We start from the raw sequence: 20,185 nt of genomic DNA, 5'->3' as shown, positions 1-20,185 counted from the left end.
CTGTGTTAGCGTTCAGCAAATTCGCAGAACAAAGGGGCCGCATGACCACCATCGACCGACTTCGGCGCGCGCTCGGCGTGTCGCTCCTCGTCACCGCCGGAACGGGCGCGGTCGACGCCGCCGCGCAGCAACGCGCGCCCGTTGCGCCGACGCTGCTGCCGGTGACCGTCGAGCGGGAGAGCGGCAAGGTGCTCGTCACCCTGCCCCGCCCCGATGCCGACGGGGTGTCGGGGCGCTTCCTCTATGCCACCGCGCTCAAGACCGGGCTCGGCTCGGCGCCGATCCGCATCGATCGTGGCATGGTCGGCGAGACGCAGCTGCTGGCGTTCCGGCGGCTCGGCAAGAAGGTCGCGGTGGTGTTCGAGAATCCGCGCTATCGTTCGTCCGGCGATGCGCTCGCGCGGCGCGGCGCAAGCGCCGATTTCCCGTTCAGCACCGTGGCGATGCTCGACGTCGCGTCGACGGCAGCGGACGGCGCGGTCACGATCGATCTCGCACCGTTCCTGGTCCGCGATACGATGCGGCTTGCCGACCGGCTCAACGCCGAAGCCAAGGGCTTCAAGCTGATCGACGCGCTGAGCGCGGTCGATCCCGGATCGGTGAAGGCCTTCCCCGACAATATCGAGGTCGAGGCGGTGCAGACCTATGGTTCGGACACGCCGGGCAAGGAGGTCGACACGATCGCGCCCGACGGGCGGCAGGTGAGCTTCACCGTCCACCATTCGCTGGTCCGCTTGCCCGCGCCCGGCTTCGTCCCGCGCAAGTTCGACATCCGGTCGGGCACGTTCGCCACCCCGGTCTACGAGTTCAACACCCCGCTCGGCGCGCCGGTGTTACAGCAATATGCCAATCATTTCCGGATCGAGAAGCTCGACCCCGGCGCAGCGCGGTCGCGGGTCCGCAAGCCGATCGTCTTCTACATCGACAACAAGGCCCCCGAGCCGATCCGGACCGCGCTGATCGAGGGCGTGGCGTGGTGGAACCAGGCGTTCGACGCGGCCGGTTATATCGATGCCTTCCAGGCCCGCGTGCTGCCCGCCGACGCCGATCCACAGGACGTGCGCTACAATGTCGTCAACTGGAACGAGCGCCAAACGCGCAGCTGGTCCTATGGCGGCGGTGTCACCGATCCGCGCACCGGCGAAATCATCAAGGGCAATGTTGTCCTGGAAGGACTCCGCCTGCGCCAGGACATCGTTATTTTCGAGGCACTCGTCGGCACCGCGGACGAAAACAAGGGCACCGCCAACGACCCGGTCCGCGTCGCGCTGGCGCGGATCCGGCAGCTCGGCGCCCATGAGGTCGGCCACGCGCTGGGCTTCTCGCACAACTTCGCGGCGAGCACGCAAGGGCGCGCCTCGGTGATGGACTATCCCTTCGCCAAGATCGCGCTCAACGGTGAGATGATCGATCTTTCCGATGCTTACGCGACCGGAATCGGAACGTGGGACAAGTTCACGGTCGACTGGCTCTACGGCCAGCCCGCCGCCGGGACCGATCCGGAGGTCGCCGCCGCGGCCAAGGCCGACGCGGCGCAGCGCGCGGGCATGCGCTACCTGACCGATATCGACGGCCGCGACGCCAGCCTCGCCGTTCCCGGCGACAGCATGTGGACCGAAGGTGATGACAAGCCAGCGGATCTTGCGCATGTCATGGCGGTGCGCCGCGTCGCACTGGCGCGCTTCGGCCCCGGCGTGCTCCACGCCGGTGCGCCGCTCGCCGATCTGCGCCGCAGCTTCGTGCCGGTGTGGCTGTTCCACCGCTACGCCGTCGCCGCGATCGGCAAGACCTTGGGCGGCGTACATTATAGCTACGCCACCGTCGGCGACAGCGCCCCGCCGCCGACCCGCGCCAGCGCCGCGGAGCAGACCGAAGCGCTCGACGCATTGCTCGCGACCCTGTCGCCCGCGGCGCTGACGGTGCCGCCCGCGCTTGCCCTGACATTATCCGCGGGAATCAACGGCAACGCCGATCCGCAATTCGATACCGAAGTGCTCGACACTGCCGGCGGCGCGGTGTTCGATCCGCTGGTCGCGACCGACGTTGCGGCGCAGGTGACGCTGGAAACGCTGCTCGCGCCGTCCCGCCTCACCCGGCTTCACCTCCAGCATGCCGCCGACGCCGCGCTGCCCGGCGTGGAGACCCTGGTCGATCGACTGGTGCGCGAGGTGGTGATGCGGCACGACGCGGCCGTGACGCAGCGGATCGCGCTGCGCACGGTGCTCGCGATCGCCGCCGCCGCGCGTGCGCCCGCCACCGGGCCCGACGTCGCGCTGCGGCTCGACGCGGCTCTCGACGGGCTGCGCGAGCGGTTCGCCCGCGACAACGGCGACGCATGGGCACGCGGCGTGGCACGCCTGCTCGGCGACAGCGCGTCGCTCGACCGTGCGCTCGCCCCGGCCAAGCGGGCGGTGCCGGCGATCCCGCCGGGGATGCCGATCGGCGGGTGAGCCGGACCCGCGGCAAGCCGGCCGCCTTCCAAGTCCATTGCCTTTTTGCTTCAGCGGCCTAGCGTCACGAAAAAGCGGGCGGGGAAAGACCATGACGCGTACCATCATTCGTTCGGCCTTCGGCGCGGCGCTGCTCTGCGTCACGCCGCTGACCACGCTCCATGCCGAGCCGGCGGCAGAGGCGCAGGCGCTCGACATCGCCAAGCGCGCGATCGCGTTCCGCAGCGTCGCCGGCCCCGGCAACCAGACCCCGCAGCTCGCCGCATACTTGAAGTCGGTGCTGGTGGCGGGCGGGATCACCGACGTGACGGTCACCCCGGTCGACGACACCGCCTATCTGGTCGCGCGCTGGCCGGGCAGCGACCGTGCCGCCAAGCCGCTGGTGATCTCCGGCCATATCGACGTCGTCGAGGCCAAGCCCGCCGACTGGCAGCGCGATCCGTTCACCCCGGTGATCGAGAACGGCTATCTCTACGGCCGCGGCGCGACCGACATGAAGCTCGACGCCGCGGTGACAATCGCCGCGTTGTTGCAGATGAAGCGCGCCGGTTATCGCCCGCGCCGCGACATCGTGCTCGAATTCTCCGGCGACGAGGAGACGCGCATGAAGACCAGCGCGCTGATCGCCGAGCAGCTCAAGAACGCCGAGCTGGTCATCAACATCGACGGCGGCGGCGGCCGGCTGGGCGAGGACGGGCGCCCGCAATTCTTCACCTGGAACGGCGCCGAGAAGACCTATGCCGATTTCGAGCTGACCGTCACCAACCCTGGCGGGCACAGCTCCGCGCCGCGGCCGGAAAACGCGATCAACCAGCTGTCGGCGGCGCTGGTGCGGATCGGCAACTACCGCTTTACGCCGCAGCTCTCCGATCTCACGAAGAAGTTCTTCGAGGAAGCCGCCAAGCAGAAGACCGGCGACCTCGCCGCCGCGATGCGCGCCTTCGCCGCCAACCCCAGGGACGAAAAGGCGATCGCCACGCTCGCCGCCGACCCGGCCTATGTCGGGCAGATCGGCACCACCTGCGTCGCGACGATGGTCAATGGCGGCCATGCGCTCAACGCGCTGCCGCAGCGCGCGACCGCGAACATCAATTGCCGGATTTTCCCGGGCGTGAAACCGGCCGACGTCATGGCGACGCTCAAGCAGGTCGCCGCCGAGCCGAAGCTGACGATCCGCGACGTCAGCGAGGGCTCGGTCGCCAACGACGCGTCGCCGATGCGCGCCGATTTCGTGGCGGCGGTGACCAAGGCGATCGGCAAGACCCGCCCGGGCGTGCCGGTGTTCCCCAGCATGTCGGCGGGTGCCAGCGACAGCATGTGGTTTCGCTACCACCACGTTCCCAGCTATGGCGCGAGCCCGACGTTCATCAAGGAGTCGGACGATTTCAGCCACGGGCTCAACGAGCGGACGCCGATCGACAATATCGCGCCCGGCATCGCTTATTACGAGTCGCTGTTCACCGATCTGTCGAAGTAGCACTTCTCCCTCTCCCCTCCGGGGAGAGGGTAGGGGTGACGGGTAGGTGTCTCGCAGAGAGGTCGGCCTCGGCGAGACACCTACCCCTCACAGCCCCGCCAGATAGTCCGCCGCAATCCGGCGCGCCTCGTCGGCGGAGAAGCTGTCCGGCGACAGGCACAATTCCAGCCAGAGCCCGTCGACCAGCGCGGTGACCCCGATCGCCGTCAGTCGCAGCCGCTCCGCCGCCACGCCGCACGCGCCTAGCAAATCCTCGAGCCGTGCGCGGAACGCCGCATAATGCTGCTCGTGCCGCGCGAGCATCGCGGCATCGCCGCGGGCGAGGCTCCATAACGCCAGCCATGTCGCGAGCAACGCCGGGTCGGCGATCGGCGCGGTAAAATTGGCGGCGACATAGGCGCCCAGCCGCGCGCGCGGCGCCGGCCCCGCCCCCGCCACCGCCGTCTCCAGCGCCGCCGCGACCTGGGCCGCGATATGGTCGTAGGAGGCCGCCACCAGCCGGTCGACTCCGCCGAAATGGTGCGTGACCAGCCCCGGTGACACACCCGCCGCCGCCGCGATCGTCCGCACCGACGCGCCCGCCGCGCCGCGTTCGGCCAACACGCGCACCGTCGCCGCGATCAGGTCGCGGCGACGGTCGTCGGGACTTGCCCGCTTGCTCAACGCACCACCTCGTTATACGTTCGTGCAACAAGCACGCGAGACCCTCCTATGCTGCGCCCGGCCGAGCTGCCCGACCATGATCCCGATGCGGACTGGAGCCTGCCCGGCTGGCTCTACACCGATCCCGAATATTTTGCGCTCGAATGCGCGCGCGTCATCCGTCCGTCGTGGCAGATCGTTTGTCATGAAAGCGATCTCGACCGGGCCGGCGCGTGGCGGACCTTGTCGTATCTGGGCGAGAATATCGTCGTGGTCCGCGGTGCCGACGATGCGATCCGCGCCTTCCACAACGTCTGCCGCCACCGGGCGATGCGGCTGGTCGAGGGCGATGCCGGCTGCGCGCGCAAGCTGGTGTGCCCATATCACGCCTGGGCTTATGAGCTCGACGGCCGGCTGAGCGGCGTGCCGATGCGTCGCGACTATCCCGCGCTCGATATGGACGCCAGCGGGCTCGTCCCTGTCGAGGTCGACCAGTGGCGCGGCTTCGTGTTCGTCCGGCTCGAGGATGACGGCGGGCCGGGCGTCGCGGCGATGATGGCGCCCTACGATCACGAGATCGCGCCCTATCGCTTCATCGACATGCGCCGGATCGGCGACGTACGTCAGCGCGAGCGCGCCGTGAACTGGAAGAACGTCGGCGACAATTATTCGGACAATCTTCACATCCCGGTGGCGCACGACGGGCTCACCCGGCTGTTCGGCAAGAGCTATGCGATCGAGGCGGCGGGCTGGGTCGACAAGATGTCCGGGCAGCTGGACGACCGGCCGTCCGACGATCCGTGGGAGCGCTTCTACCAGACGCATCTGCCGCGTGTCGATCATTTGCCCGCGGCGAACCAGCGGCTGTGGCGCTATTACAAGCTGTGGCCGAACATGGCGTTCGACATTTACGCCGACCAGATCGACTTCATGCAATGGCTGCCGTTGACGCCGACGACCTGCGTGCTGCGCGAGATGACCTTCGCGCTGCCCGACCCGCGACGCGAGATGAAGCTGGTCCGCTACGCCAACTGGCGGATCAACCGCACCGTCAACGCCGAGGACACGTGGCTGATCGAGCGCGTGCAGCAGGGCATGGCGTCGTCGAGCTACACCGCCGGCCCGATCGGCGCGAGCGAGGTGTGCCTGCGCAGCTTCGCCGCCAAGATCCGCGCGCGCATCCCGGAAGCACGGCTGCACCGCGCCCCGCCGCCGGGCTGGTCGCGCACCTCCCCGTCGCCGCTGCGCAGGCAGGGGCCCATGGCTGTCGAATGAACGAGGAAGGTTGGACACAGCCGCGCCGCTTCTGTGGCGAAACGGCGCGACGGACGAACCAGACATGGCCCGCTGCCTGCGCAGGGGCGACGGGGGGCAGATGACGGCAAAGTACGACGCACTCATCATCGGTGGCGGCCATAACGGGCTGGTCTGCGCTTTCTATCTCGCCCGCGCCGGGCTGAAGGTGCGCGTGCTCGAACGCCGCCATGTCGTCGGCGGCGCGGCGGTCACCGAGGAATTCCATCCCGGCTTCCGCAACTCCACCGCCAGCTACACCGTCAGCCTGCTCCGCCCCAAGGTGATCGCCGACATGAAGCTGCACGACCGCGGCTTCCGGATCATCGAGCGGACGATCAGCAACTTCTTCCCCTTCCCCGATACCTATCTGACGCTCGGCGGCGGGATGCAGCGGACGCAGGAACAGTTCGCGCGCTTCAGCCGCCGCGATGCCGAGGCCTATCCACGCTACGACGCCGCACTGGAACGCGTCGCGCAGGTGTTGCGCGATCTCGCGCTCCGGATCCCGCCCAATGCCGGCGGCGGGCTGGCCGAGGTGGTCGCCGCGGCGCGGCAGGGCTGGCCGCTCGCCAGGCTCGACATCGCTGCACAGCGCGACCTGCTCGACGTCTTCACCAAGTCGGCGCGCGAGTTCCTCGAAGGCTGGTTCGAGGACGATCACGTCCGCTCGGCGTTCGCCTTCGACGCGGTGGTCGGCAATTTCGCGGGGGTGTCGACGCCCGGCTCGGCCTATGTGCTGCTCCACCACGTCTTCGGCGAGGTGAACGGCAAGTTCGGCGCTTGGGGCCATTCGGTCGGCGGGATGGGCGCGATCACGCAGGCGATGCAGGCGGCATGCCTCGACGCCGGGGTCGAGATCAGCCTCGACGCGCCGGTCGCGCGCGTGCTGGTCGACGGCGGCAAGGCGGCAGGCGTGGTGCTTGACAGCGGGGAGGAGATCGCCGCGCCGATCGTCGCCGCCAATGTCGGCCCGGCAATGCTCTACCGGCAGATGGTCGACGCCAGCGACCTGCCGGCGGACTTCCGCCGCCGCATCGCCGGGTTCAGGACCGGGTCGGGCACGTTCCGCATGAACGTTGCGCTCAGCGAGCTGCCCGACTTCACGGTGCTGCCCGGCAAGGAACGCGCCGAGCACCATACCGCCGGCATCATCATCGCGCCCGGCCTCGACTATATGGATCGCGCGTTCGACGATGCGAAGGTACATGGCTGGTCGCGCGAGCCGATCGTCGAGATGAAGCTGCCGACGACGGTCGACGACAGCCTCGCGCCGCCGGGCATGCACATCGCCAGCCTGTTCTGCCAGCAATTCGCGCCGCGCCTGCCCGACGGGCGCAGCTGGGACGACGCCCGCGAGGAGGTCGCCGACCTCATCATCGACACCGTCGACCGCCACGCGCCCAATTTCAAAAAGTCGGTGATCGCGCGGCAGATCCACTCGCCGCTCGATCTGGAGCGCAAGTTCGGGCTGATCGATGGCGACATCTTCCACGGGCGGATGAGCCTCGACCAGCTCTGGTCGGCGCGGCCGGTGCTCGGCCATGGCGACTATCGCGCGCCGGTCCGCGGGCTCTACATGTGCGGGTCGGGCACGCATCCCGGCGGCGGCGTGACCGGCGCGCCGGGGCACAATGCTGCGCAGGCGATCCTCGCCGACCGCCGCCTCATCGGCCGCTGGCGGCGCCGCGCCTGACCCACCAGAAGACCGGCACCCCCGCGAGCAGCAGCACCAGCGCCCAGCCATTGGCCTCGAACCCGAGCCCGTAGGACAGCCACGCGACGAACCCGGCGGAGGCGATCCCCGCCGCGCGCCCAGCGGTGTCGCCGCGCAGCAGCGCCACCCCCGCCAGCGCGCTCGCGAAATAGGCGAGCATCCCCGCCGCGAGCGACACCGCCGCGACGAACGCGAACAAATCGCCCATCCCACGCGTGTAATTGGCGAGCGTCACCCCCGTCACCAGCACGCCCGCCAGCACATGCGCGCGCACCGGCACCCCGGCGCCATTCTCGTGCCCGAACCAGCGCGGGAACACGCCGCCGCGCGCCATCGCGCGTGGCACCTCGCCTTGCAGCAGCACGAAGCCGTTCAACGTCCCCAGTGCGCTCACCGTCGCGAACAGCGCCACCACCTGCGTCGTCGCGCCGCCCAGCGCGCTCCCGAGAAAGTCGGCGATCGGCGCGGGCGACGCGGCGACTGCGGCGCGCGGCATCAGCGCGGTGATCGCGCCCGAGACGATCAGGTAGATTACTCCCACCGCCGCGGTCCCAATCAGCGTCGCGCGCGGCACCGTCCGCGCCGGGTTCTGCATCCGGTCGGCGGGCACCGTCGCGGACTCGACGCCGAGGAACCCCCAGAAGGTCAGCGCCGCCGCGCCGGCGATCGTGCCCGCGGCGAGCGGCACCGGCGCGTCCTGCACCACCGCCGCGCCGCCCTTGCCCAGCAGCAGCCAGCCGGCGAGCAGCGCCACCGCGGCGAGCGGCATCAGCTTCAGCACCATCGTCACCATCTGCACCCGCGCCGCCGCCGCCACTCCGCGGACGTTGACGCCGACGAATACCCACACCATCACCACCGCCGCGACCGCCGCATGGGGCGCGAGCGCGGGGATGGCGACGCTCAGCGCACTCACCGCCGCGACCGCCACCGCGCCATTGCCGGCCCAGATCAGCGTCCAGTAGCTCCACGCCGTCGCGAAGCCGACCGCCGGCCCGAACGCCGCATCGGCATAGGCGTAAGGTCCGCCCGCCTGCGGCACCGCCGCCGCGAGCCGCGCGAAGACGAACGCCAGCGCCATCGCGCCCGCGATCGTCACCACCCAGCCCCAGGTCGCATTCGCCCCGAACGGCGCCAGCGTCGCGGGCAGCAGGTAGATCCCCGATCCGATCAGATTGCCCATCACCAGCGCCAGCGCACCCCAGAAGCCGAGCGCGCCCTTGTCTTTCAGGGGCCTCGCGCTTGATCCGCCCGTCCCGCCGTGGTCTGCTCGTCCGTCCATGCCCAACCCTGCCCGTTTCCCTGCCCTGCTAGTCGACGCCGCGCTGGCGCTCCACGACAATCGGCTCGACGTCGCCGAACCGTTGCTGCGCACCTATCTGAAGCGCGACCCGTTCGACGCGCGCGCGATCCGGATGCTCGCGGAGTTGGCCGGGCGGATCGGGCGCAACCGCGATGCCGAGACGTTGCTGCGCCGCGCGCTCGAACTGGCACCCGGCTTCACCGCCGCGCGCGCCAATCTGGCGATCGTGCTGTACCGCCGGAACCGCGCGGTCGACGCGCTCGCCGAGCTCGACACGCTGCTCGCCGCCGAGCCCGAGCATCTCGGCCACGCCAACCTCAAGGCCGCCGCGCTCGGGCGGCTCGGCGGGTTCGAGGAAGCGATCGCGCTCTACGAACGCGTGCTCGCCGCCGCGCCCGCACAGCCGAAGGTGTGGATGAGCTACGGCCATATGCTGAAGACGGTCGGGCGGCAGGCGGATGGTGTCGCCGCTTATCGCCGCGCCATCGCCTTGCGCCCGGCGCTCGGCGAAGCCTGGTGGAGCCTCGCCAACCTCAAGACCGTGCGCTTCGACGACGCCGATGTCGCGGCGATGACCGCGGCGCTCGCCGACCCCGCGATCACCACCGAGGACCGGTTCCATCTCGACTTCGCGCTCGGCAAGGCATGCGAGGAGCGCGGCGACGCCGACCGCGCCTTCGCGCATTACGCCGCGGGCAATGCGCTGCGCCGGACGCAGATCGCCTATGATGCCGGCGAGACGACGCAGTTCGTCGACACGATCGTCGCCACCGCCACCCCCAGCTTCTTTGCGGTGCGTGAAGGCTGGGGCTGCCTCGCGCCCGACCCGATCTTCGTGCTCGGGATGCCGCGCGCCGGATCGACGCTGATCGAGCAAATCCTCGCCAGCCACCCGCTGGTCGAGGGTACGACCGAGCTGCCCGACCTGCCCGCGCTCGCCCGCCGCATCGCAGGCTATCCCGCCGGGCTCGCAAGCATCACCGCCGAGCGCGCGCGCACGCTGGGTGAGGAATATCTTCGCCGTGCCGCGGTCCAGCGCCGCACCGATCGTCCGTATTTCGTCGACAAGCTGCCGAACAACTGGGCGCATGTCGCGCTGATCCGGCTGATCCTGCCCAACGCCACGATCATCGACGCGCGCCGCGATCCGCGCGCCTGTTGCTTCTCGAACTTCAAACAGCATTTCGCGCGTGGTCAGGGCTTCAGCTACGCGCTCGACGACATGGGGCATTATTACCGCGACTATGTGCGGATGATGGCGCACATCGACACGGTGCAGCCCGGCCGCGTGCATCGTGTCATCCACGAAGAGCTGGTCGATGCGCCGGAGCCGCGGATCCGCGCGCTCCTCGGCGCCTGCGGTCTCCCCTTCGATCCCGCCTGCCTGACCTCGCATCGCACCGAGCGCGCGGTCCGCACCGCCTCGTCGGAGCAGGTGCGCCAGCCGATCTTCCGTGGCGGCGATCGCGCGTGGCGGCCGTTCGCCGCACACCTCCAGCCGCTGGAGCAGGCGCTCGGCGACGTCATCGCCTGTTATCCTCTTGCGCCAGGCTTCACCCCGTCTGCGTGACAATTTCATCACGGCCGGGAATTAAGATAAAATGTTTCTCGGCCGGATTGACCGCGCTGCTGCCGCGCTGCAGCATGACGTCACATAGTCGCAACAAAGGGGATTGTTGTGGTGGCCAGCTTCCGTCGTCGCGTGCTCGTTCCGTTGCTGGCCTCGGCGGCGTTCGCCGCTCCTGCGGGCGCGCAGACCGGGTCGGCACAGGCCAGTGCCGCCGACACCCCGTCGCAGCAAGCGACCGCCACCACCGCCGACGGCGACATCATCGTCACCGCGCAAAAGCGTGACGAGAGCATCCAGAACGTCCCGATCAGCATCCAGGCGATCGGCACCCGCCGGCTCGACCAGCTGAACGTCTCGAACTTCAACGATTACACCCAGCTGCTGCCGTCGGTCGCCTTCCAGTCGTCGCAGCCGGGCGTGACCACCGTCTATATGCGCGGCGTCGCCTCGGGCGGCGACGGCAACCATTCGGGCTCGCTGCCCTCGGTCGGCGTCTATCTCGACGAGCAACCGGTCACGACGATCGGCGGCACGCTCGACATCCACATCTACGATATCGCGCGGATCGAAAGCCTCGCCGGGCCGCAGGGCACGTTGTACGGCGCATCGAGCGAGGCGGGCACGATCCGCATCATCACCAACAAGCCCGACACCGCCGGCCTCTACGGTCGCGTCGATGGCGAGGTGAACATGCTGCGCTCCGGCGGGATCGGCTACACCAGCGAGGGGATGCTCAACATACCGTTCGGTGAGCGGGTCGCGCTGCGGATGGTGGGCTTCTACCAGAAGGACGCCGGCTTCATCGACAACGTCCCCGGCACGCGGCGCTTCCTGCCGGAAGCGGGCGGGATCAGCGTCGACAATGCCGCGTACGTCAAGAAGGACTATAACGATACCGAGACCTATGGCGGCCGCGCCGCGCTCAAGATCGACCTCGATGACAATTGGACCGCGACGCCGACCCTGCTCTATCAGGAGCAGAACAGCCACGGCAGCTACGGTTACGATCCCAAGGTCGGCGACCTCGAGGTGCAGCGCTTCTACCCCGAATATCGCCGCGACCGCTTCGCGCAGGCGGCGCTGACGATCGAGGGCCAGCTCGGCAACTGGGACGTCACCTATGCCGGCGCGTTGCTCGATCGCCGCGCGGTGCAGTCGAGCGATTATACCGATTATGCCGAGGCCTATGACTCGCTCTACTCGGCGGTCGGCGGGCTGGCCGGCTATTTCTACTATCAGGACAATGACGGCAACACGATCGACCCGCGCCAGCGCGTGATCGGCCGCGATCATTTCAAGAAGCTCAGTCAGGAGGTGCGCGTCGCTTCGCCGGTCGACCAGCCGTTCCGGCTGGTCGCAGGTGCCTTCTACCAGCGGCAGAGCAACCTGATCTTTCAGGATTACCAGATCCCGAACCTTGGATCGCAGGTCTCGGCCAACGGCTATCCCGGTACGCTGTGGCTCACGCGCCAGCACCGCGTCGACAAGGATTATGCCGTGTTCGGCGAGGCGAGCTACGACCTGACGCCCAAGCTGACGCTCACCGCCGGTGGGCGCGTGTTCATCTACGACAACTCGCTGGTCGGTTTCTTCGGCTTCGGTCGCAATCCGGGCGTCGATCCCGCGGACGGCCGACCGTACACCGCCAGCCCGTTCAACGCCGCGGGCAGTTCGCGCACCGGGGTGGCGAGTTGCTACATGGCCGGCGGGGGCACGTTGCGCGACGCCTATCTGAACGGCGGCGACACGGGCAATTTCCTGACGAGCCCCGATGTCGGCGCAATCCCGTGCGTCAATCTCGGCGTCCCGGACGGCAACCGCGTGCTGCCCAAGCACGCCGACGGTCAGGGCGTTACCTATCGCTTCAACGCGACGTGGAAGCCGACCGACGCGGTCCTGCTCTACGCCACTGCCTCGCGCGGCTTCCGCCCCGGCGGGATCAACCGTCGCGGCGATGTCGCCGATTACGCCGCCGACTTCCTGACCAATTACGAACTGGGATGGAAAACGACGCTCCCGGGCGGCGCGGTGCGCTTCAACGGTGCGGTCTATCAGCAGAATTGGGACCAGTTTCAATTCTCCTTCCTTGGCGCGAACAGCTTCACCGTGATCCAGAATGGTCCCGACGCGCGCATTCGCGGCGTCGAAATGGACACCAGCGTCACCCTGGGCGGTCTGTCGCTGACCGCGGCCGGCGCGTATACCGACGCCAGAACGCGCACCGAGCTGTGCGATTCCGTCGATTGCACCGCGGAGGGCGCGAAGGTGCTCGCCCCCGCCGGCACCCGCCTGCCGATCACGCCGCGCTTCAAGATCAGCGGTACGGCGCGCTACGCGGTGCCGATCGGCACGGTGCGCGCCTACGTACAGGGGTTGATCGCGCACCAGAGCTCCGCGTCCTCGGACCTGCGCATCGACAAGGCCACGGCGCTGGGCCGGTTGGAGCCCTATACCAGCGCCAGTCTGTCGGTCGGCGGCGAGGTGGCGAACTACACGTTCGAGCTGTTCGTGCGCAATCTCTGGGACGAGCGCGGCCAGATCTCACGCTTCCAGCAATGCGGCGCATGCGACCAGCGTCCGTATGTGGTGCCGATCGCGCCACGAACGATTGGCATCCGCGCCGGCGCGAAATTCTAGAGCCTAATCCAGCAAAGCTGGATCAGCGGCGGCACCGGCCCGCTCTCCACGTAAGTGGATCGAGCGCTTGCGGCGGGTGGCTTCAGGCTACCCGCCCGCCACGAACCTATTGATCCGGCGCTGGTCCGGACGCCGCATTGTCGCGCCAGATGCGCCCGGCGAGCAACGTGGCGAAGCCGAGCCAGCCGACGAACGGAGCCGCCAAGACCGCGGCTGGCCGGTCCACCTTTGCGGCCGTCCAGACAAGGGCCGCCCCCGACGCGACCATCGCCGCCGAGGTCGCCGCGCTGGCGCCGAGCCGCCGCTCGCGGAAGAAAAGCTGCGTCCAACCGCCCACCATGGCGCTGTTGGCCAGCCACAGCCCGACAGCGACGTTGCGCGCGTCCCCGGCCGGTCGGCGCAACAAACGATATCCACCGACCGCGAGGCCGGTTTCCAGCACCGACCAGACCGCGCCGAACGCCGCGTCGGGCGGCGTGTAGCCGGGCTTGTCCAGCCGCGCGTACCAGCGGCGGATGCCGGGGTGCGACCGGTCGGGCGCATTGCGCCGCCCGACGAGCGCACTCGCCCCGAGCACCGCCCCGACGAACGCGAGCGCCGCAAGGCGCGGCGTACCGTTATCCTGATGCGCCATGCGATCAGGCCTGTTCGAGATAGCGTTCGAGCTCGTCGCTGCCGCCGATCCGCTCGCCGTCGATGAAGATCTGCGGGGTGGTGGCGACGCCATGCTCCGCCTTAAAGGCGTCGACCTCGTCGCGAGATTGCAGGATGCGGTCGTCGACCGCGAACCCCGCTTGCTCCAGCATCTGCTTGGCGCGGACGCCGAACGGGCAGGTATGTTCGGGCAACACCATGCGGTAGAGGGTCGCCGTTCCGTTCGCTGACATTGAAGGTCTCCCCGGACGTGAGCGCCCGTGCCGCTACAGCGACCAGCGCGGCGCGACGTTCCGGATCATCGCGGCGGTACGGATCCGCCGACGCGCACACCCGCCGCGCGCGCCGTCGGCTGCGATCAGCGCTGCTTCCTGGTGACCGTCGCGGTGAAATCGGGATCCTTCTTCGCCACCCAGTCCACGAACTTGCGCACGTTCGGGTTCGCGAGCAGACCGTCCACCTCCAGGCCGTGCCGCTGCAATTCGGAATTGGTGAAATTGGCGGTCAGCGTCTGCTGGCAGATCGAGTGCATCGGCACGACGTCACGCCCGCCACGGCTCTTGGGGACGGGATGGTGCCAGACGATCGTCTTGCCGGTCGGCCGCCCGCACAGCCAGCATGGCACCGGCGCGGGCGGCGCCTCGTCTTCCGGCGGAAGGTGATCGTAGGGATCGTGTTTCGAACGTCTGGCCATGGCTCGATCTGACTGTCTTGATTGTTCCGCGCCTGTAGCCGAACGATCCGCTGCCTCCTATGGAAAGCTGCGAACAACGGTCCCATCGTCGCGGACCGACCGGGAAAGAACGATGACCGACTCGCCGAAGCCGTGGGACGCGCCGCAGGTCCGCAAATGGCTGGAGCGGCGCATCGCGGCGGCGCGGCTGGACCAGGCGGCGGCGGATCGCGGCGGCTATGAGGCGCGGGACGATTACGACAAGGCCGCCGCCGAGGAATGGGCGTGCCGCGCGGCGACGGGCGCCGACTGGACCGACGAACAAGCGACGCTGGCCGCCCGGCTCAAGGAGCTGATCGGGCAGGATGATTATCCCGTGACCGGCATCCATGACGATCTTCGGTTCGAACGCCATGTCCGCACCTATCTGCGGAAGCTGGCCAAGATGACCAAGGCGAACGACGGCTTCGACAAGACCCTCCGCCATCAGTGAGCCGCGGCGACAGGGCCGCGATCTGCCACGCCCCGACCCTCACCACTTCACAACCGGCGCCAAGCCGATGGACGCTGCCAGCGGTCCGCGCGTCGCTGGCCGCTTCCGTGCTGGGCCTTGAAGACCCCGCGTCCACGTCATCATATCGACACCCGGAGCGAGCAGACCCGCGCGGCACGACGTGGAGATGACGAATGCAGGACCGGCGCAGCTTCATCCGGGCGATGATGGCATCGGCAGGCGCGGCGGCGGCGTTTACGCCGGCGATCGCACGCGCGCTGGCGGTGCCGGCCGATCGTCGGACCGGAACGCTGCAGGACGTCGCGCATGTCGTGATCCTGACGCAGGAAAACCGCTCGTTCGATCACTATTTCGGCACGATGCGCGGCGTGAGGGGCTATGGTGATCGCTTCGCGATCCCCGCTCCTCCCCTGCCGGAGGCGCCCGACCGCACCGTGCTTCTCCAGCCGAACGAGCATCCCGGCGCTCAGCCGGCGTTGATCGCGCCGTTCCGGCTCGACACCGCGCGCGACTTCGGCCTCTATCGCCCGCTCGGCACGCCGCACGGCTTTACCGACAGCCAGGCCGCGTGGGACAACGGACGGATGGGCGCGTGGCCGCGCCACAAGCAGAACCATGCGATGGCGCATTTCACGCGCGCCGATCTGCCGTTCCAATATGCGCTCGCCGAGGCGTTCACGCTGTGCGACGCCTATCACAGCGCGATGCATCTCTGCACCAATCCCAACCGGCTCTACATCTGGACCGGGACGCACGATCCGCTCGGCAAGGGCAACGGCCCGGCGATCGACAACGGCTATGACACGGCGGACGCCGATCCGCGGCACCACGGCGGCTATCTGTGGACCACCTATCCCGAGCGGTTGATGGCGGCGGGGATCGATTTCCAGATCTATCAGGACATGGCGGACAATTTCACCGACAATCCGCTGGTCGGTTTCCACCGCTACCGCACCGTGCAGGGCGCGGCCGGCGCATTGCTGAAGCAGCGGACGATGACCACGCGCGCGCTCGACGGGCTGCGGCAGGACGTGCTGGGGCGACGCCTGCCCGACGTATCGTGGATCGTCGCGCCCGCCGCGCAGTCGGAACATCCCAGCGCCTCGACCCCGCTGCAGGGCGCGGACTATATCGCGCAGGTGCTCGACGCGCTCACCGCCGATCCGGCCGTCTGGGCACGCACCGTGCTGCTCATCAACTTCGACGAGAATGACGGCCTGTTCGATCACGTCCCGCCGCCCGCGCCGCCGGCCCGCAGCGCCGGACGCACGATCGGCGCGACCACCATCGCCGCCGACGACGAATATCACCGCCGGTCGCAGGATCCCGCCGACGCCGCCTATCTGGATCGGCCCTATGGCCTCGGCCCGCGCGTGCCGCTCTACGTCGTCTCGCCATGGAGCCGCGGCGGGCATGTCGCATCGGAGGTTTTCGACCACACCAGCATCCTGCGCTTTCTCGAAGCGCGGTTCGGCGTCCACGAACCGAACATCAGCGCGTGGCGGCGCGCGGTGTGCGGCGATCTCACGTCCTGCTTCGATTTCACCACGACCGAAAAGATCGATTTTCTCCCGCCGCTCCCGGCCACCGCCGCCCTGTCTGGCCAGGCGGCGCAGTTGAAGGAAGTCCGCCCACCGGTGCCCGCGCAACCCGCCGCGCCGGTGCAGGAAACGGGCCGGCGGCGACGCCGCGCGACGCCTTATGCGCTCGACGCGCAAGTGCATCATGTCGGGGGTGCGGGCGGCCTGTCGCTCGTCAACCACTCGACGGCGCGCGCCGCCGTGTTTCACGTCTACGACGTCACGCGCCGCGACGACGTCCCGGCCCGCTACACGGTCGGCGCCGGACGCGACCTCACCCATCCCCTGCCCCAGCCCCGCGAAGCGCTGGACCTTTTCATCCTCGGGCCGAACGGGTTCCACCGGCGGCTGCGCGGCCGGGCGGACATCTTCTCGGCCGGCATCGCGGCGCCGGGCGTCCTCACGATCACGAACCTCTCCGCGGTGCGGCGATCGATCGCCATGACCGACTGCGCCTACGGCGCAGCCGCCGCCATGCTCGACCTCGCGCCCGGCGAGACGCGCCAGATCGCGCTGGACCTCTCCGCGAGCCACGGCTGGTACGATCGCCAGTTCGCAGGATCCGGTCAGACATGGCGGATCGCCGGCCATCTGGAAGACGGCAAGCCGTCATGGTCCGATCCGGCCGCCGGCGGCGCCGGCCCGTTGCGGATCGCGGGGGTGGCGTGACGCGCCGGAGCCGCGGCGCGCCGCGCTTCCCTACGCCGGTCGACGCGGCGCCGCCGCCAGCGCCTGCGCGATCGCGGTGCGCAGCGGCTTGGCACGGTAATCGGCATCATAGGGACAAGGGCGGCGCGCCGCCTTGTCGGGGCGCGGCTCGAACGGGCCGATCCAGCTGAAGCGATCGCACATGCCCCAGGCGATTACGTCGCGCAGCTGCGGATAGTCGAACATGACGTCCAGGTAGCGTCGCGCATAATCCGCGACCCCGCGGTCACGCGCGGCGGGGTCCACCGGCAGGCCGTTGTCGCGGACGTCCAGCTCGGTGATGAGCAGGCGGTATCCCATGCCGGTCACCGCATCGAGAAAGTGTCGCCAGTCGCGCTCATAGGCGCGCGCACTGCCGCCCGTATCGGGTCCGGCGGTCACGAGATGCGACTGGACGCCCAGCGCATGGACCGGCACGCCGCGCCGCCGAAATCCCTTCAGCAAGCGCAGCACCCCGGCGCGGTGCGCGGCGTTGCCGGGCTCCCAGCTCATATAATCGTTATAGACCAGCTCGGCGTGCGGCGCCTCGGCGTGCGCAGTGCGGAAGGCGAGGTCGAGCGTCGCTTCCGTGCCCCCCAGCGCGCGGCTCAGCGCGGTTTCCTCGAGCGCGCCCGTCTCCGGCGTCACCGCTTCGTTGACCACGTCGTAACTGGCGATCCGTTCGCCATAGCGTCGTGTCACCGTCGTGATATGGTCGATGAGAATCTCGCTCGCGGACCGTGCCGGACGCGCGCCGAAATCGTACTTTTCCAGCCACGCCGGCATCCATTTGCGGCGTTGCCAGAGCAGATTGTGACCACGCACCGCCATGCGGTGCTGCCCCGCCCATGCCATGATCCGGTCGAATGCCGCAAAGTCGAACGCTCCCGGCGCCGGGCGAAGATGCTGCCATTTCATCTCATTTTCGGCAACGAGCAGCCCGCATTCGGCGCGCAGCGGCGCGGCATAGGCAGGATTATCCGCCGACGCGCCGTTCGTCCGCGCCGACAAGGCCGACCCGAAGCGCAATCCGCTGCGTCGCGCCACCGCGTCGAGCCCCTCGCCGTGCGGCGCGACCGTCGCCAGCGTCGCGAACGGCGCGGCGGCGATCGCCGTCAGCCCCTGTCGCCGTGTCATCGTCCCGATCATGTCAGCCTCCGTTCCCGACCCCGCACCAGGAAACGACCTTCGACGGCAACCTGCCGCAAACTGGTCGCGTTTCGCCAGCAGGCCGAGCCTGCGTGGCCAGCGACCTGACCGCTACTCCGCATCGATTACGACCAGCGCGACGCCCTGCCGCGGCACCTCCAGCGTCGCGGTGGCGGTGCCGCCCGCCGCGCCGGTCAGCGCCAGCGGCTGCGGCTGCATCACCGACGCCTGTTCGAGCTGCACATATTGCGCATCGTCGGGCGCGATCGGCGACCCCATCCTCTTCCAGGCGGTGAAGGCATTGGCATGGTCGCCGTCGACGCGCCACAGCGTCGCGCGCGCCGCTGCCCCGCCCTTCACGCCACGCAGCGCCAGCGTCACCGCCGCGCTCGCGCCCGGCACGTCGTCGTCATGATAATGCCAGACGAGCACCGCGACCTTGCCGTCGGCGGTGCGGGTCGCGATCGTGCCGACGTCGGCCGCCCCGCGCACGCCGTCGCGCATCACGGTATCAAGCGGCAGCTGCGCATCGCTCGTCGCCGCCAGCCGCTCGGCGCCGAGCCGCGCGAACATCCGGAAGACGTTGAGCACCGGCAGATCGACGCCGTTCGAGGACAGCTGCCGGTAACCGGCGAACCACGGCTGGTCCTCGAACTCGAACGCCCAGGTCAGCGCGCCGTCGAGATTGACCTTGCGCCGCGCCGCCAGCTCCCAGATCCGCGCGAAACTGGCGGCGGTGTAGCTCGAATACATCGTGCCGTTGCGATAGGCGTTCTCCGGTCCCGGACAGGCAGCGCAGCCCTCCGGGTCGCTCTCGCCGATCACCACCGGCTTGTCCGCCAGCGCCGGGATCGACAGCGTCTTGGTGAAGCCCTTGTCGACTTCCTTCAGTTGCGTGGCGAGCCCCATCCGCACATGGCCGTCGGCGAAGGTCGGCTGTCCCTTGGCGTGAAAGGCGAGAAAATCGGTCGGCGTCCCGATCTGCCCGGTCGCATGGTTACGGCCGGCGGTGACGTGCTTGAGGAAGCCGTCCATGAACGCACCCCCCGCCCCCGCGGCATCGGGCCCGCCGACCCGTGCGGTCGGCAGCGCGCGGCGGGTGCCGTCGACCGCATAATCGTGCATCTTGTAGAATTCGTCGGGGCTGGCCTTCCAGTAAAAGCCGTTGGCCTCGTTCCAGATCTCGAAATACCAGCGCTCGACCTCGGCGCGGCCGTAGCGCTCGACATTATGCCTGGTCCACTGGAAGATCAGCTCGCGCCACTTGTCATAGTCCTTGGGCGGATAGGCCCAGCCGGACATGATCCTTTTGTAGTCGAGTCCCGGCCGCCAGTCGTGCCGATAGGGCGTGCCGGCGGGCGCGGACGACAGCGCCTCGGGCATGAAGCCGATCTGCAGATACGGATGGATCCCCGCCGCGCGATAGGTGTCGATGATCCGGTCGACGTTGGTCCAGTTGTAGATCGGCTTGCCGTCCGGGGTCTCGTTGTAGATGTCGGTGCTGCCCCATTTGAACGCGGCGGTGCCGTCGCCGGTGTTGAGCAGGTTGTGCGCGCGGAAATAGATGTCGCCGCGCTTCAGCTTGCCGAGTTCGGCGATCAGCTTTTTGCCGTCCTTCATCGTCGCGTAATTGGGCTCGTCGGCGCCGAAGAAGCGCCAGATCGGCGGCAGCTTGCCGGCGGTCTGCGTGGTGTCGACCGTGATCCGCACCGGGCGCGCGGCGGCAGACGCCTGCGCATGGGCCGGCGCGGCGAGCAACGTGCCTGCCAACAGCAACGCGGCGAGCAGATGGCGATAGGGGCGCATCGGGGATCCTCTCTTGTATTGACGGCATGCCCG

15 protein-coding genes are annotated in these 20,185 nt (G+C 69.0%); 8 read left to right on the top strand and 7 right to left on the bottom strand.

Features of this window, described 5'->3' with window-relative positions; all coding sequences use genetic code 11:
• The first annotated feature begins 41 nt into the window (after positions 1-41).
• Positions 42-2,450, top strand: coding sequence for a zinc-dependent metalloprotease (locus FHS97_RS05075; RefSeq protein WP_184033932.1), 2,409 nt, complete (start codon positions 42-44; stop codon positions 2,448-2,450).
• Between the two features lie 91 nt (positions 2,451-2,541).
• Positions 2,542-3,927 carry a M20/M25/M40 family metallo-hydrolase gene (locus tag FHS97_RS05070; protein WP_184033929.1) on the top strand — a complete coding sequence of 462 codons (1,386 nt, stop codon included), beginning with the start codon at positions 2,542-2,544 and terminating at the stop codon, positions 3,925-3,927.
• Between the two features lie 87 nt (positions 3,928-4,014).
• Here FHS97_RS05070 and FHS97_RS05065 read toward each other — a convergent pair whose 3' ends face one another.
• Complete coding sequence (locus FHS97_RS05065) at positions 4,015-4,590, bottom strand: TetR family transcriptional regulator C-terminal domain-containing protein (protein WP_184033926.1); 576 nt, start codon at positions 4,588-4,590, stop codon at positions 4,015-4,017.
• A gap of 48 nt (positions 4,591-4,638) precedes the next feature.
• Between FHS97_RS05065 and FHS97_RS05060 the strand changes: the two genes are divergently transcribed.
• Complete coding sequence (locus FHS97_RS05060; protein ID WP_184033923.1) at positions 4,639-5,844, top strand: aromatic ring-hydroxylating oxygenase subunit alpha; 1,206 nt, start codon at positions 4,639-4,641, stop codon at positions 5,842-5,844.
• Positions 5,845-5,944: 100 nt separating this feature from the next.
• Positions 5,945-7,558: a phytoene desaturase family protein gene (locus tag FHS97_RS05055; protein WP_184033920.1), complete on the top strand. Its 1,614-nt coding sequence runs from the start codon at positions 5,945-5,947 to the stop codon at positions 7,556-7,558.
• Here FHS97_RS05055 and FHS97_RS05050 read toward each other — a convergent pair.
• A complete protein-coding gene (locus FHS97_RS05050; protein WP_184033917.1) occupies positions 7,530-8,861 on the bottom strand; it encodes an amino acid permease in 1,332 nt (443 codons plus the stop codon). The two genes, FHS97_RS05055 and FHS97_RS05050, sit on opposite strands and share 29 nt — an antisense overlap.
• On the opposite strand from FHS97_RS05050, the gene FHS97_RS05045 reads away from it, so the two are divergent.
• Together FHS97_RS05045 and FHS97_RS05040 are read left to right on the top strand one after the other, a co-directional pair.
• A complete protein-coding gene (locus tag FHS97_RS05045) occupies positions 8,860-10,452 on the top strand; it encodes a tetratricopeptide repeat-containing sulfotransferase family protein (protein WP_184033914.1) in 1,593 nt (530 codons plus the stop codon). The two genes, FHS97_RS05050 and FHS97_RS05045, sit on opposite strands and share 2 nt — an antisense overlap.
• 108 nt (positions 10,453-10,560) lie before the next feature.
• Entirely contained in the window at positions 10,561-13,089 is a 2,529-nt protein-coding gene (locus tag FHS97_RS05040) for a TonB-dependent receptor (protein WP_184033911.1), read from the top strand.
• Positions 13,090-13,195: 106 nt separating this feature from the next.
• Here FHS97_RS05040 and FHS97_RS05035 read toward each other — a convergent pair whose 3' ends face one another.
• The 3 genes from FHS97_RS05035 to FHS97_RS05025 form a co-directional block, all read right to left on the bottom strand.
• Entirely contained in the window at positions 13,196-13,723 is a 528-nt protein-coding gene (locus FHS97_RS05035) for a TspO/MBR family protein (RefSeq protein ID WP_184033908.1), read from the bottom strand.
• A gap of 4 nt (positions 13,724-13,727) precedes the next feature.
• Positions 13,728-13,976, bottom strand: a complete 249-nt coding sequence (locus FHS97_RS05030; protein WP_246346446.1) for a glutaredoxin domain-containing protein — start codon at positions 13,974-13,976, stop codon at positions 13,728-13,730.
• A gap of 125 nt (positions 13,977-14,101) precedes the next feature.
• On the bottom strand, positions 14,102-14,437 hold the full coding sequence (locus tag FHS97_RS05025; RefSeq protein WP_184033905.1) for a hypothetical protein: 336 nt from the start codon (positions 14,435-14,437) through the stop codon (positions 14,102-14,104).
• A gap of 112 nt (positions 14,438-14,549) precedes the next feature.
• Here FHS97_RS05025 and FHS97_RS05020 point away from each other — a divergent pair, with 112 nt between their 5' ends.
• The gene (locus tag FHS97_RS05020) at positions 14,550-14,909 is read left to right on the top strand and encodes a hypothetical protein (protein ID WP_184033902.1); all 360 of its coding nucleotides are present in this window, start codon (positions 14,550-14,552) and stop codon (positions 14,907-14,909) included.
• A 194-nt stretch (positions 14,910-15,103) separates the two neighbouring features.
• Positions 15,104-17,179, top strand: a complete 2,076-nt coding sequence (locus FHS97_RS05015) for a phosphocholine-specific phospholipase C (protein WP_184033899.1) — start codon at positions 15,104-15,106, stop codon at positions 17,177-17,179.
• 30 nt (positions 17,180-17,209) lie between these two features.
• On the opposite strand, the gene FHS97_RS05010 is transcribed toward FHS97_RS05015, so the two are convergent.
• Both FHS97_RS05010 and FHS97_RS05005 read right to left on the bottom strand, forming a co-directional pair.
• Positions 17,210-18,346 (bottom strand): endo-1,4-beta-xylanase, encoded by a 1,137-nt coding sequence (locus FHS97_RS05010; protein ID WP_184033896.1) that lies wholly within the window; start codon positions 18,344-18,346, stop codon positions 17,210-17,212.
• 111 nt (positions 18,347-18,457) lie between these two features.
• Positions 18,458-20,152 (bottom strand): GH39 family glycosyl hydrolase, encoded by a 1,695-nt coding sequence (locus FHS97_RS05005; RefSeq protein WP_184033893.1) that lies wholly within the window; start codon positions 20,150-20,152, stop codon positions 18,458-18,460.
• Positions 20,153-20,185: the final 33 nt, after the last annotated feature.

Origin of the sequence: Sphingomonas endophytica, assembly GCF_014199415.1 — a bacterium.
GTDB lineage: Bacteria > Pseudomonadota > Alphaproteobacteria > Sphingomonadales > Sphingomonadaceae > Sphingomonas > Sphingomonas endophytica.
Note: the sequence above shows the minus strand (reverse complement) of the source record. Positions and strands in the feature narration are given on the sequence as shown.

Coding starts and splice junctions, on each gene's coding strand:
- FHS97_RS05075 (WP_184033932.1), top strand. CDS start 42: ATGACCACCATCGACCGACTTCGGCGCGCGCTCGGCGTGTCGCTCCTC.
- FHS97_RS05020 (WP_184033902.1), top strand. CDS start 14,550: ATGACCGACTCGCCGAAGCCGTGGGACGCGCCGCAGGTCCGCAAATGG.
- FHS97_RS05010 (WP_184033896.1), bottom strand. CDS start 18,346: ATGATCGGGACGATGACACGGCGACAGGGGCTGACGGCGATCGCCGCC.
- FHS97_RS05025 (WP_184033905.1), bottom strand. CDS start 14,437: ATGGCCAGACGTTCGAAACACGATCCCTACGATCACCTTCCGCCGGAA.
- FHS97_RS05050 (WP_184033917.1), bottom strand. CDS start 8,861: ATGGACGGACGAGCAGACCACGGCGGGACGGGCGGATCAAGCGCGAGG.
- FHS97_RS05030 (WP_246346446.1), bottom strand. CDS start 13,976: ATGTCAGCGAACGGAACGGCGACCCTCTACCGCATGGTGTTGCCCGAA.
- FHS97_RS05055 (WP_184033920.1), top strand. CDS start 5,945: ATGACGGCAAAGTACGACGCACTCATCATCGGTGGCGGCCATAACGGG.
- FHS97_RS05045 (WP_184033914.1), top strand. CDS start 8,860: ATGCCCAACCCTGCCCGTTTCCCTGCCCTGCTAGTCGACGCCGCGCTG.
- FHS97_RS05070 (WP_184033929.1), top strand. CDS start 2,542: ATGACGCGTACCATCATTCGTTCGGCCTTCGGCGCGGCGCTGCTCTGC.
- FHS97_RS05005 (WP_184033893.1), bottom strand. CDS start 20,152: ATGCGCCCCTATCGCCATCTGCTCGCCGCGTTGCTGTTGGCAGGCACG.
- FHS97_RS05060 (WP_184033923.1), top strand. CDS start 4,639: ATGCTGCGCCCGGCCGAGCTGCCCGACCATGATCCCGATGCGGACTGG.
- FHS97_RS05015 (WP_184033899.1), top strand. CDS start 15,104: ATGCAGGACCGGCGCAGCTTCATCCGGGCGATGATGGCATCGGCAGGC.
- FHS97_RS05035 (WP_184033908.1), bottom strand. CDS start 13,723: ATGGCGCATCAGGATAACGGTACGCCGCGCCTTGCGGCGCTCGCGTTC.